Source organism: Leifsonia sp. NPDC058230 (assembly GCF_042882245.1).
Lineage (GTDB): Bacteria > Actinomycetota > Actinomycetes > Actinomycetales > Microbacteriaceae > Leifsonia.
The window spans coordinates 145,381-157,624 of the sequence record NZ_JBHVWM010000003.1 but is presented as its reverse complement, the minus strand read 5'-3'; the positions used below and the strand labels follow the sequence as shown (position 1 = coordinate 157,624).

Here is a 12,244-nt window from a genome sequence, read left to right as displayed (position 1 = left end):
ACCGCAACATCCCCGAAAGGCCCACCGATGACCGACCTCCGCACGGACACCCTCGACAGTTTCGCCGAGGTCTTCGGCCGCCCCGCCGACGGACTCTGGTCCGCCCCCGGCCGGGTGAATCTCATCGGCGAGCACACCGACTACAACGAGGGATTCGTCTTCCCCTTCGCCATCAACCGCCGAACGGTCGTCGCCCTCGGTCTGCGCGACGACCGCACGGCACGGGTCGGCAGCTCGTTCGCCGACGAGCTCGTCGAGATCGACCTCGACGACCTGACCCCCGAGGCGCTCGGCGGCTGGGCGGCCTACCCGCTCGGGGTCGCGTGGGCGCTCAGCGAGTTCGGCGCCGACCTGGATGCGGTGCCCGGCTTCGACATCCTGATCGACTCGAACGTGCCGGTCGGCGCAGGGCTGTCGTCGTCCGCGGCGATCGAGAGCGCCGTCGCGGTCGCCCTCAACGACGTCTGGCAACTCGGTCTCGACCGCCGCACGCTGGCCCGGGTCGGACAGCGGGCGGAGAACGTCGCCGTCGGCGCCCCGACCGGCATCATGGACCAGTCCGCCTCCCTGCTCGGCGAGAGCGACGCGGCGGTCTTCCTCGACTGCCGCTCCCTCGAGGCGCAGATCGTGCCCCTCGGGCTCGAGGCCGCGGGGCTGGAGATCGTGATCATCGACACCGGGGTGGAGCACTCCCATGCGACCGGCGGGTATGCCGAGCGCCGCGCATCCTGTGAGGCCGGCGCCAGGGCCCTCGGCGTCGAGTCCCTGCGCGACGTGAGCGTGGACGACCTCCCGCGCGCACGCGAGCTTCTCGACGACGTGACCTTCCGCCGCGTGCGGCACGTCGTCACCGAGGACCAGCGCGTCCTCGACACCGTGCGCACACTGCGCGAGCACGGACCGACCGCGATCGGCGAGCTGCTCGACGCCTCGCACCGGTCGATGCGCGACGACTTCGAGATCTCGGTTCCCGAACTCGACCTCGCCGTCGAGACCGCGCAGGCCAACGGGGCGATCGGCGCACGGATGACGGGCGGCGGCTTCGGCGGCTCGGCGATCGCACTCGTGCCGAGCCACGCAGTCTCCCGTGTGCTGGTCGCGCTCGACGGAGCGTTCGCCGAGAACGGATTCGGTCAGCCCGATCTCTTCACCGTCTCCCCGTCGGAGGGCGCGAAGCGAGAGAATTGACGGCATGACCGCTGCCGAAGTGACCTGGCTCGACGACGACACCGTTCAGATCCGTCAGCCGAAGTCGTCGCACTGGGAGGCGCCGTTCCTCTTCCTGTTCTTCGGGAGCGAGCGGGCGATGCTCCTCGACACGGGTGCAACCGGTGACGAGGCGGTCTTCCCCCTGCGCGGAACGATCGACCACCTGATCGAGAACTGGCTGCGGCGGCATCCCGCGCTGTTCACTCGGCCGTACGAGCTGGTCGTCGCGCACACGCACGGACACGGCGACCACAAGGCCGGCGACGCCCTCCTCGCCGACCGCCCGGGAACCACGGTCGTCGGCACGACGCCCGCCGAGGTCATCGCCTTCTTCGGCTTCCGGAACTGGCCCGACGAAGTGGTCGAGGTCGACCTCGGCGGACGCGTTCTCGACGCCATCGGCGCACCCGGCCACGAGGCCTCGGCGGTCACGTTCTTCGACCGGGCGACGGGCATCCTGTTCACCGGGGACACGGTGTGTCCCGGCAACCTGTACGTGCGCGACCGGGTCGAGTTCGTGCGCACCATCGACCGGCTCATCCGGTTTCGGGATTCACACCCCAAGCGTGTGCGCAGCATCCTCGGCGCCCACATCGAGATGTCGAAGAAGAAGGGCGTGGACTACCCGCCCGGAACGGTGCATCAGCCGCACGAGGCGCCGCTCGCGCTTCCGCCGAAGATCCTCGACGAGGTGCGGTCGGCGCTGGACGAACCCGGCAAGCGAGTCGTCCACGACCGCTTCATCGTGGCGAACGAGGGCTGAGGCGCCGTGACTAGGCTGGCGGGATGAGCATCCTGCCCCTCGCCGACGGCACCGCCCCGACCGTCGCACCCACCGCCTGGGTCGCTCCCGGCGCGGTCGTCGTCGGCCGCGTGCACCTGCTCGACCGCGTCAGCGTCTGGTACAACGCGGTGCTGCGCGCCGAGGCCTCAGACATCGTGATCGGCGAGCGCAGCAACATCCAGGACAATGTGTCGTGCCACGTCGACCGCGGCTTCCCGCTCACGCTCGGCGCCGACGTCTCGGTCGGCCACAACGCCGTGCTGCACGGGTGCACGATCGAAGACGGCGTGCTGGTCGGGATGCACGCCACCGTCCTCAACGGCGCAATCGTCGGCGCCGGCTCACTGCTCGCCGCCGGCACGGTCGTGCTCGAAGGCGCGGTCATCCCGCCCGGCTCGCTCGTCGCGGGTGTTCCCGGCAAGGTGCGACGCGAGCTGACGGCGGAGGAGCGTGCGGGCATCCGCGCGAACGCCGCCGGTTACCTCACCCACACGACCGAGCACCGCGGCAGCTGACCCTCGGCCCTCCCCGACGGAACAGCTAGACCTCGGAGGGTTCCACCGGTGTCGGCTCGCCGCCGGTGAGCCGCACCAGCTCGTCGAACGTGGTGGGGAAGACCGTGTGGGCGTGGCCCGCGGCCGCCCAGATCTCCGGGAAGCCGGCGAGCGCCACATCCACCACCGTGCGGATGGGGGCCGGATGACCGACCGGCGCGACCCCGCCGATCGTCTGCCCGGTCGCGGCCTTCACGGTGTCGGCGTCGGCACGGCGGATGCGCCCGCCGAGCCGGGCGCCGAGAAATGCGGTGTCGACCCGGTGCGCGCCCGAGGTCATGACCAGCAGCGGCTCGCCGTCGATCGTGAACACCAGCGAGTTGGCGATCGCGCCGACCTCGACCCCGAGTTCGGCGGCGGCAGATACCGCGGTCGGTGTCGCTGTCTCGAACCACCGGATGCGCGGCTCGACGCCTCCCGCCACCAGCACGTCCTTCACCCGCTCGACGGCACCGTGCGTCCGCACGCCCTGCCCGCCCTGCTCACCTTCGCCCGACCCGCTCACCTCGCCCACCTCTCCGAATCTGCCGAGTCGCGGCGAATCGACGTTCCCGAGCTCTGGGAAGGTCGATCTGCCGCGACTCGGCGCCTGCTTACTCTGCCAGAGCCCGCTCGGCCGACTCCACCACGTTCTGCAGGAGCAGCGCGCGCGTCATCGGGCCGACACCGCCCGGGTTGGGCGAGATCCAGGATGCGACCTCCGCCACATCCGCAGCCACATCCCCCGCGACCCGGCTCTTGCCGGTGACCGGGTCCTCGATGCGGCTCACACCGACATCGAGCACGATCGCACCCGGCTTGACGTTCGCAGCAGTGACGAGACCGGCCACCCCCGCGGCGGCGACGATCACGTCGGCGCGACGCAGGTGCGCATCCAGGTCGACGGTGCCGGTGTGGGTCAGCGTGACGGTCGCATTGACGTCGCGGCGGGTGAGCAACGAGCCGATCGCACGGCCGACGGTGACGCCGCGGCCGACGACCACCACATCCTTGCCGTTCAGGTCGATGCCGTGTCGCTGCATCAGGTCGATCACTCCGCGCGGCGTGCACGGCAGCGGCGTGGTGATCGGCCGGTTGACGTTGAGCACGAGGCGGCCGAGGTTCGTCGGGTGCAGGCCGTCCGCATCCTTCGCCGGATCCACCAGCTCGAGGATCGCATCGGTGTCGATGTGCGGGGGCAGCGGCAGTTGCACGATGAACCCGGTGCAGTCCGGGTCGCCGTTCAGCTCCTCGATCACGGCCTCCAGCTCGGCCTGCGAGACGTCCGCCGGCAGGTCGCGGCGGATCGACGAGATGCCGACCTCCGCACAGTCGCGGTGCTTGCCTGCGACGTACCACTGCGAGCCGGGGTCGTCACCGACGAGCACCGTGCCGAGGCCGGGCACGACGCCGCGCTCGCGCAGATCGTCCACCCGCACCTTCAGTTCGGCCTTGATCTCCCCGGCCGTCTTCTTCCCATCCAAAATTCGCGCGGTCATACTCTCCCTCTCCCTCACTCTTCCCAGCTCTCCCAGCTCTCCCAGCTCTCCGAGCTCTCCCAATCCCCATGCCATCCGCCGAGTCCACGAATTGTCCGTGTACTCGAGCCGTTTCAGGCGAGTTCGCGCGTACTCGGCGAGTACTTCTCGCGGACTCGACTGCGGCAGAGCGGTCAGATCGAGGAGGGGAGCTCGACCTCGAACGCGTCCTGGCCAGACGGGGTCAGCCCGGGGTAGAGCGGGAAGGCGCCCGTGAGGGTCGCGACGCGCGCGCGCAGTCCCGCGGTGTCGGCACCCGGCTGCAGCGCAGCGGCGATGATCTCGGCGACCTCGACGAACTCGGCGTCGCCGAACCCGCGGGTCGCGAGCGCCGGCGTGCCGATGCGCAGACCCGACGTGACCATCGGCGGGCGGGGATCGAACGGGACCGCGTTGCGGTTGACGGTGATGCCGACCTCGTGCAGCACGTCTTCCGCCTGCTTGCCGTCGAGCTGCGAGTTGCGCAGGTCGGCGAGCACGAGGTGCACGTCGGTTCCGCCGGTGAGCACATCCACGCCGCCCGCGCGCGAGTCGTCTGCGGTGAGGCGGTCGGCGAGGATCTGGGCGCCCCGGATGGTGCGCTCCTGCCGGTCGCGGAACTCGTCTGTCGCTGCGAGCTTGAACGCGGTCGCCTTGGCGGCGATCACGTGCATGAGCGGGCCGCCCTGCTGACCCGGGAACACGTTGGAGTTGAGCTTCTTGGCGAGCTCGGTGTCACGCGCCACGATGAAGCCCGAGCGGGGTCCGCCGATGGTCTTGTGCACGGTCGAGCTGACGACATCGGCGAAGGGGACGGGCGAGGGATGCAGTCCAGCAGCCACGAGACCGGCGAAGTGCGCCATGTCCACCCACAGCTTCGCGCCCACCTCGTCGGCGATGGCGCGGAAGGCGGCGAAGTCGAGGTGCCGCGAGTATGCCGACCAGCCGGCGATGATGACCTGCGGCTTGTGCTCGAGCGCCTTGTCGCGCACGACGTTCATGTCGACGAGGAAGGACTCGGGGTCGACTCCGTACGACACGGCGTTGTAGAGCTTGCCCGAGAAGTTGAGCTTCATGCCGTGGGTCAGGTGGCCGCCGTGGGCGAGCTCGAGACCGAGGATGGTGTCGCCCGGCGTGGCGATCGCCGACAGCACGGCCGCGTTGGCGCTCGCGCCGGAGTGCGGCTGAACGTTCGCGTACTCGGCGTTGAACAGGCTCTTCGCCCGGTCGATGGCGAGCTGCTCGGCGATGTCCACATACTCGCAGCCGCCGTAGTAGCGGCGGCCGGGGTAGCCCTCGGCGTACTTGTTGGTCAGCACCGAGCCGACCGATTCGAGCACCGCGCGCGGTACGAAGTTCTCGGATGCGATCATCTCGAGGTAGTCGCGCTGACGGCCGAGCTCGAGCTGCAGCACCTCGGCGATCTCGGGATCGACCTCCGCGAGGGGAGCGGTGAAGCTGGAGGGAAGAGTGTCAGTCAAAACTGGCTCCTTAATGACAGGGATGGGAACAGGATTCCATGTCGACCCAGGCGCGCGGCCGAATCCGCCCCCGCTGATCAAAGGCTTTTGTCGCTCCCCAATGGTGACCATTTGAGCGCCAGTCGCGACGCGGCCCAGCTTAGCAAAGGCCGCTGCCCGGTCTAGACCTTGCTCATTAGTTAGGAGCCCTGCAATACTCGCTCTTGGCCGTCCCGCGGGCGGGCAGCGTCGGCCTCCTACCCCCAAGCTCTTACCCAGCAGAAGGAGAACGCGTGTCCGCGAACGACGATGTCCCGGTGATTCCGCGGCCGGTGGAGGCTGAACGACTGGACGGGGCGCCATTCACTCTCGCCCCCGGCGCGCGCGTGAGCGTTGCCGGTGCGGGTGCCGCCGACGTGGCCGAGCTGCTCGTCGCCGAGCTCGCATCCGACTGCCGGCGCGACCTGTCGATCGTCCACGAGCCGCCCGCCTACGGCGACATCGCGATCGTGATCGCCCCCGACGAGACCCCCGAGCCGCACCGGGCCGAGGGCTACAGCCTCGCAGTCACCGCGGAGGGTGTGAGGATCGGCGCGGCCAGCGCGGCCGGTGCCTTCTGGGGCGTGCAGACCCTTCGCCAGCTCGTTCCGGTGGAGTGCGCATCCGATCCGCTGACGATCGCGCCCGTGAGCATCCACGACCATCCCCGCTTCGGCTACCGCGGCGCCATGCTCGACGTCGCCCGCCACTTCTTCACCCCGGATGAGGTCAAGCGCTTCATCGACGCCATCGTGCTCCTCAAGGTGAACCACCTGCACCTGCACCTGACCGACGACCAGGGCTGGCGCATCCACATCGAGAGCTGGCCGAACCTCACGGCGCACGGCGCCTCAACCGGCAGTGACGGCAGCGCGGGCGGGTTCTACACGCAGGACGAATTCCGCGACCTGGTCGCCTACGCCGCGGCACGCCAGGTGACCATCGTTCCCGAGCTGGACATGCCCGGCCACACGAACGCGGCACTCGCGTCGTATCCCGAGCTGAACGCATCCGGTATCGCGCCCTTGCTCTACACGGGCTCGAAGGTCGGCTTCAGCACCCTGCTGAGCGACGACGAGACCACGAAGCGCTTTCTCGCCGACGTCATCGGCGAGGTCGCGGCGCTGACGCCTGGCCCGTACCTGCACATCGGCGGAGACGAGTGCCTGAGCACCTCGCCCGCCGACTTCCTGACGTTCATCGCGCACGCCGCAGCACTCGTCGCCGCCACCGGCAAGACGCCCGCAGGCTGGCACGAGATGGGCACGAGCGACCAGCTTCCCGAGGGAACGGTCGGCCAGTACTGGGACTTCGTCGTTCCCCGCGGCTCGTCCGCCGACGAGACGCTGTCGTTCGTGCGCCAGGGCGGCGCCGTGATCATGTCCCCCGCCGACGTCGCCTACCTCGACATCGTGTACGAAGACGGTGACCGGCTCGGCCAGGACTGGGCCGACGGCCCGACCACCGTGCGCGGAGCCTACGTCTGGGACCCGGCGCGCATCGTTCCCGGGCTCGGGGATGCGCACATCCTCGGCGTCGAGGCCCCCGTCTGGACCGAGACCCTCGCTACCATCGACGACGTCGAGGAGATGGTCTTCCCCCGCCTGGCCGCCGTGGCCGAGGTGGGCTGGTCGACCGCCCCCACCGACACCGAGAGCGTGGAGACGGCCCGCGACTTCGACGCGTTCGCGCCGCGGCTCGCCGCCCTCGGCCAGCACTGGGCCGCTGCGGGGACGAACTTCCGGCGCGTGCCGGAGGTCCCCTGGCGCGAGTCCGTCACGGTCTAGCCGACGGCGCGCCCGACCCCGGACAGCGTTGGGGCCCGGCGCGATCAGGCACCGATTTAACTGGTAGTGGCGCTACCGGTAGTGTTACTATCAGTGCGTGATCATCTCCGAACTCGCCTCCACGTCGGGCACCCCCGCCGCCACCATCAAGTTCTACGTGCGCGAGGGCCTCCTGCCCGCCGGCGAGCGCGTCGGCGGCAACCGCACCGAATACACCGAGGAGCACGCACACCGATTGCGGCTCATCCGCGCGATGCTCGAGGTCGGCAGGTTGTCCATCGGCTCGATCGGCCAGGTGCTCGCAGCACTCGATCGACCGGATGCGCCCATCGCCGAGACCTTCGAGGTCGCGCAGCGGGCCCTCGCCCGCAGCACGGCCTCCGACACCTCCGCGCCGTCCGCCCGCGCGCTCGATCGGGTCGACGCGCTCATCGACCGCGTCGGCTGGGCAGCGGACTGCCACGACAATGTCGGCCGCGGCATCGCCGCCCAGGCCGTCGATGCCTTCGCCAACGCCGGCTACGAACTCCCCGACTCCTACCTCGACGCGTATGCGGATGCGGCCCAGCGCGTGGCCTCCGCCGACCTGACCGCGGTCGGCGAGCTCGCCGACCCGTCCGACATGGCCGAGCTCATGGTGGTCGGCACCGTGCTCGGCGACTCCCTCTCCCTCGGCCTGCGACGGATCGCGCAGGCCCACGTCACTTCTGAAAGGCGACTCCCATGAAGACCGTCTTCGCCTGGCACCGTCCTCTGATGACGGTCGCCGCGCTCATGGTGCTCTGCACCGTCATCTGCCTCGTCGGCGTCGCCGTCGACCACCGGCAGGTCACGGGCGTCGACACCTGGCTCAAGCCGCTCAAGTTCTCGCTGTCGATCTTCCTCTACTGCATCACGTGGGCCTGGCTCATCGCGCACCTGCCGAAGTGGCGCCGCGTCGCACACGTCACGGGCACGGTCGTCGCGGTCGCCCTGATCGTCGAGCAGGCCCTGATCGTCGGCGCCGCCGCGGCCGGCACGACCAGCCACTTCAACGTCTCCAGCGGGTTCGCGACGACGGTCTGGGCCGTCATGGCGGTCTCGATCACGGTGCTCTACGTGTGCACGTTCCTCACGACCGTCCTCGTCTTCTTCCTGCGCCTGCCGACCCCGTCGCTGACGTTCGCCGTGCGCGCCGGCGCCCTGATCGCGCTCGCCGGAATGGGGCTCGCGTACCTGATGACCGGCCCGACCGCGGCCCAGCTGGCCGACTTCCGGGGAATCGCCGGCGCGCACACGGTGGGCCTCGACGACGGCGGTCCGGGTCTGCCCCTCCTCGGCTGGAGCACCGTCGGAGGCGACCTGCGCATCCCCCACTTCATCGGGATGCACGCCCTGCAGCTGCTGCCCCTCTTCGCCATCCTGCTCGGCTGGCTCGGCCGGCGCTGGAGGGTGCTTGCCGACGACCGCACCCGGTTCGCCCTCGTCGTCGTCGCGACCGCGACCTACGCGGCGGTCCTCGTCCTGGTGACCTTCCAAGCCCTCGCCGGCCAGTCGATCGTGCACCCCGACGGCGTCTTCCTGGTCGCGGGATGCGCAATCGCGGCCTCAGCGCTCGCCGCGGTCATCGCCGTCCCGGCGACCACTACCCGACTCCGTCGCCGCGAGCCCGCGATTCAGGGGTAGCCGAGGTACCAGAGCAGCAGGAGCGCGACCGGCTGCAACGCGATCCCGCAGATCAGCACGATCATCCGTGCCCTCCGGTTGTGCGTCAGCCCGGGCGCACCGCCGAGCGGGGCCAGCGGCATCAGCAGCCGGAACAGGCTCTGCTGCGGCAGGAAGACGGCGAACAGGTACAGGGCATAGCTCGCCGAGAACGCGATGACTTCGACTCCGAGGGCGCGAACGGACGGCCGGGTCAGCATCCACACGAACGCCGCGATCACGACGGCGACCAGCAAGGCACCGAACACCCCCGCGTACTTCCAGGTGAACAGCAGCCAGGGCGTCAGCGGCACGAACTCGACCCGACCGACGAAGCCTGTCCACCACGACAACTCGGTCTTGACGTACGCATCCGGAAAGCCGGTGACAGCGGTGGCGATGACCGGCCAGGCGAACCCCGCCACTGCGGTCACGACACCCGCCACGATCATCGCCGCCCGCTCGCGCCCGGGGAAGGGGATGCGCGCCCGGCGCCACTGGACGAACCGCACCACGAAGACCACGGCGAGCGCGAGCGGCAGCGCCAGCTCCCCCGGCTTCGTGAACGCTGCAGCGACACCGAGCGGGATGATCCACCAGTAGCGGCGGGACATCATCGCCCAGAGGGCGGAGAACATGAGGAAGAAGAACAGACTCTCGGCGTACGCCACCTGCAGCACGAACGAGAGCGGTCCGAAGCTGAACAGGAGCACGGCCCAGAGTCCGCTTGTCGGCCCGACGCGCGATGCGACGAGCCGGTAGAGCACCAGCGTCGCTGCGGCGCCGAACACGGTCGCGACGATCACCGCCGCCGGGTAGAACCCGAGCCCCGTGACGAACGTCAGCCCGCGGATGATCCAGGGGAACAGCGGCAGGAACGCCCAGGCGTTCTGCACCACGTTCCCGTCGGCGTCGGTGGGGATGACCGTCGGATAGCCGTGCTCGGCGATGCGGCGGTAGTACGACGCATCCCACGAGCCGGAGAACGTGAAGAAGCTCGGATCCGCGCGCGAGCTCTCGAAATGCCAGTGCCCCGCCGAGGCTGCGACGAACAGCGTGAGCATGAGCGTAGTGGTGAACACCCGCGAGGCCGCGAACACGACCAGCACGACGACCCACCAGCGGTACTCGCGTCCGGCGACCCGGATGCGCGCCCGAGTGGCCACGACCCCCTCAGTGAGCACGCCGATCCGTTCCTTCACACCCATTCGACTCAGTCTGCCAAGACTTGCGCGTTCATTCCAACGCGATCGTACGCCCGTCGCGCGCGCTCGCCGCGCGGAATCGGATCCGGGGTGCCGCATCGCGCCACGCGAGCCGGCACCCCGTATCCAGCTTGATCGGCTCCCGGCCTACTTGACGCTGCCCTGCGTGAGTCCGCCGACCAGGCGCTTCTCGATGAGCATGAACAGCACCACGACCGGGATGACCGCGACCACGGACACGGCGAACACGTACTGCCAGGCCGCGTCGTACTGGCCGACGAACTTGGTGAGGGCCACCGAGAGCGGCTGGTTCCCATCGGTCGACAGGATCACGAGGCTCGCCGCGAACTCGTTCCACGACGCGACGAACGTGTAGATGATCGCGGTGACGATTCCCGGCCAGACCAGCGGGAGCTGCACACGGAACAGCACGGTCCACTTGCCGGCGCCGTCGAGCTGAGCCGCCTCGTCGATCTCTTTCGGCACTCCGGCGAAGAAGTTGTGCATGATCCAGATCGCGAACGCCAGGTTGAACGCGGCGTTGATCAGGATCATCGCGAGCCAGGTGTCGTTGAGTCCGAGCGCGACCATCTCCTTGAAGAGACCGGTCGCCAGCACGGTCGGCTGCAGCATCTGCGTCACGATCACCAGGAAGAGGAACACTCCCCGCCCGGGAAAGCGGAACCGGGCCGTGTAGTACGCGGCGGGCACGCAGACCAGCAGCACGAGCGCCGTCGCGAACACCGAGATGACGATGGTCGAGATCAGGTTCTGGGGCAGCGGCGTCTCGGGTGTCGACCACATCGTGATGTAGTTCTCCGGATGCCACTCGGTCGGCCAGTACGTCGGCGGCACCGTCAGGATGTTGAACCGGCTCTTGAACGAGCCGATCAGCATGATCAGGTACGGGATGACGAAGATGAGCGCGATGATCAGCCCGGCGACCATCCGGCCGACGACGCGGCCCGTGATGCGGGAGTCGCTCGGCCGGCGCGTACGCGGCTCGCGCTGGACCGGGGCGATGAGCGTGGGGGCGGGCGCGGTCACGCGACCTCCTTCATCGGCTTGACGACCCAGAGGTAGAGGGCGACGACCACGAGCACGATCACGAAGTTGATCACGCTGAGCGCGCTCGAGAGGTCGATCCGCTGTTCGCCCTGCAACAGCTTGAACACGTAGGTCGTCGTCGTGTCCGCCTTGTAGCCCGGGATCGAGCCGGTCATCAGTTTGAGGATCGGCAGGGAGTTGAACACGTTGATGATGTTGATCAGGCTGGCGAGCGCGATCGCGCCGCGAAGGTTCGGCAGGGTGACGCCGAAGTAGGTGCGCGCGGCGCCCGCCCCGTCGACTTTCGCCGCCTCGAGCATGTCCCCCGAGATGCCCGCAAGCCCCGCGAGCAGCGTGTACGTCGTGAACGGCAGCGATACGAACACCGCGATCGCGATGGACGACAGGAACGCCGGCACCGGCTCCTTCGTGAACCCGAACGGCTCGGCGAGGATGTGCACATCCACCAGGAACTTGTTGATGATGCCGTAGAACGGGTCGAGGCCGTACACGAACACCGTGGTGGTCATCACGACGCTCGCTGCCCAAGGGATCAGGATCGCCATGCGCACCCACTGCCGGCCCGGGAAGTTCTTGTTGAGGAACTGCGCGAGCGCGAGCGAGATCACCACGGTGATCACGACCACGGACACGACCCAGAGCAGCGTGTTGAACAGGATGCCCGGAAGCTCCGGGCGCGAGAGCACGGTCGCGTAGTTGGCGAAGCCGACCGAGCCGTGGTCGACGCCGGCCACCGAGATGCGCCTGGTCGAGTTGAAGATCATGTAGCCGGCCGGGAAGAGCACGACACCGAAGATCAGGATGAGCGCGGGCAGTGTCCACGGAACGGCACGGAAGAGGTCGGACGCTGCTGCGCCCGGTGGGCGGTGGGCCCGAGGGCCGCCGCGCGCCCCGGAGCGGAGGCGGCTGTCCGCCGCCTCCGCTGGGGTCGATGCTGGATCGATGGTCTGACTCATACT

General features: G+C 69.2%; 12 protein-coding genes. 6 read left to right on the top strand and 6 right to left on the bottom strand.

Annotated features, from left to right (window positions below; all coding sequences use genetic code 11):
* Window positions 1–27 precede the first annotated feature (27 nt).
* Genes galK through ACFVV0_RS10545 form a run of 3 tightly spaced genes read left to right on the top strand, consistent with a single transcriptional unit; the run spans window position 28 to window position 2,508 of the window.
* The gene (gene galK / locus ACFVV0_RS10555; RefSeq protein WP_387062219.1) at window positions 28–1,188 is read left to right on the top strand and encodes a galactokinase; all 1,161 of its coding nucleotides are present in this window, start codon (window positions 28–30) and stop codon (window positions 1,186–1,188) included.
* A 4-nt stretch (window positions 1,189–1,192) separates the two neighbouring features.
* Window positions 1,193–1,972, top strand: a complete 780-nt coding sequence (locus tag ACFVV0_RS10550; protein WP_387062216.1) for an MBL fold metallo-hydrolase — start codon at window positions 1,193–1,195, stop codon at window positions 1,970–1,972.
* Window positions 1,973–1,995: 23 nt separating this feature from the next.
* Window positions 1,996–2,508, top strand: coding sequence for a gamma carbonic anhydrase family protein (locus tag ACFVV0_RS10545; RefSeq protein WP_387062214.1), 513 nt, complete (start codon window positions 1,996–1,998; stop codon window positions 2,506–2,508).
* A gap of 25 nt (window positions 2,509–2,533) precedes the next feature.
* Here the strand turns inward: ACFVV0_RS10545 and ACFVV0_RS10540 are convergent, their stop codons facing one another.
* The 3 genes from ACFVV0_RS10540 to glyA form a co-directional block, all read right to left on the bottom strand.
* Window positions 2,534–2,986: a YbaK/EbsC family protein gene (locus tag ACFVV0_RS10540; RefSeq protein ID WP_387063528.1), complete on the bottom strand. Its 453-nt coding sequence runs from the start codon at window positions 2,984–2,986 to the stop codon at window positions 2,534–2,536.
* Window positions 2,987–3,140: 154 nt separating this feature from the next.
* Window positions 3,141–4,025, bottom strand: coding sequence for a bifunctional methylenetetrahydrofolate dehydrogenase/methenyltetrahydrofolate cyclohydrolase (locus ACFVV0_RS10535; protein ID WP_387062212.1), 885 nt, complete (start codon window positions 4,023–4,025; stop codon window positions 3,141–3,143).
* 173 nt (window positions 4,026–4,198) lie between these two features.
* On the bottom strand, window positions 4,199–5,524 hold the full coding sequence (glyA, locus tag ACFVV0_RS10530) for a serine hydroxymethyltransferase (RefSeq protein WP_387062209.1): 1,326 nt from the start codon (window positions 5,522–5,524) through the stop codon (window positions 4,199–4,201).
* 272 nt (window positions 5,525–5,796) lie between these two features.
* On the opposite strand from glyA, the gene ACFVV0_RS10525 reads away from it, so the two are divergent.
* The 3 genes from ACFVV0_RS10525 to ACFVV0_RS10515 all read left to right on the top strand — a co-directional run bounded on the left by ACFVV0_RS10525 (window position 5,797) and on the right by ACFVV0_RS10515 (window position 8,994).
* On the top strand, window positions 5,797–7,329 hold the full coding sequence (locus ACFVV0_RS10525) for a beta-N-acetylhexosaminidase (protein WP_387062207.1): 1,533 nt from the start codon (window positions 5,797–5,799) through the stop codon (window positions 7,327–7,329).
* Between the two features lie 97 nt (window positions 7,330–7,426).
* Entirely contained in the window at window positions 7,427–8,056 is a 630-nt protein-coding gene (locus ACFVV0_RS10520) for a MerR family transcriptional regulator (protein ID WP_387062204.1), read from the top strand.
* Window positions 8,053–8,994, top strand: a complete 942-nt coding sequence (locus ACFVV0_RS10515; RefSeq protein WP_387062201.1) for a hypothetical protein — start codon at window positions 8,053–8,055, stop codon at window positions 8,992–8,994. Before ACFVV0_RS10520 ends, ACFVV0_RS10515 begins: the two co-directional genes overlap by 4 nt.
* Here ACFVV0_RS10515 and ACFVV0_RS10510 read toward each other — a convergent pair.
* The 3 genes from ACFVV0_RS10510 to ACFVV0_RS10500 form a co-directional block, all read right to left on the bottom strand.
* Window positions 8,985–10,220, bottom strand: a complete 1,236-nt coding sequence (locus ACFVV0_RS10510; RefSeq protein WP_387062198.1) for a mannosyltransferase family protein — start codon at window positions 10,218–10,220, stop codon at window positions 8,985–8,987. The genes ACFVV0_RS10515 and ACFVV0_RS10510 overlap by 10 nt on opposite strands.
* Before the next feature lie 144 nt (window positions 10,221–10,364).
* Entirely contained in the window at window positions 10,365–11,264 is a 900-nt protein-coding gene (locus tag ACFVV0_RS10505) for a carbohydrate ABC transporter permease (RefSeq protein ID WP_387062195.1), read from the bottom strand.
* On the bottom strand, window positions 11,261–12,241 hold the full coding sequence (locus ACFVV0_RS10500; RefSeq protein ID WP_387062192.1) for a carbohydrate ABC transporter permease: 981 nt from the start codon (window positions 12,239–12,241) through the stop codon (window positions 11,261–11,263). Before ACFVV0_RS10500 ends, ACFVV0_RS10505 begins: the two co-directional genes overlap by 4 nt.
* Between the last annotated feature and the right edge of the window lie 3 nt (window positions 12,242–12,244).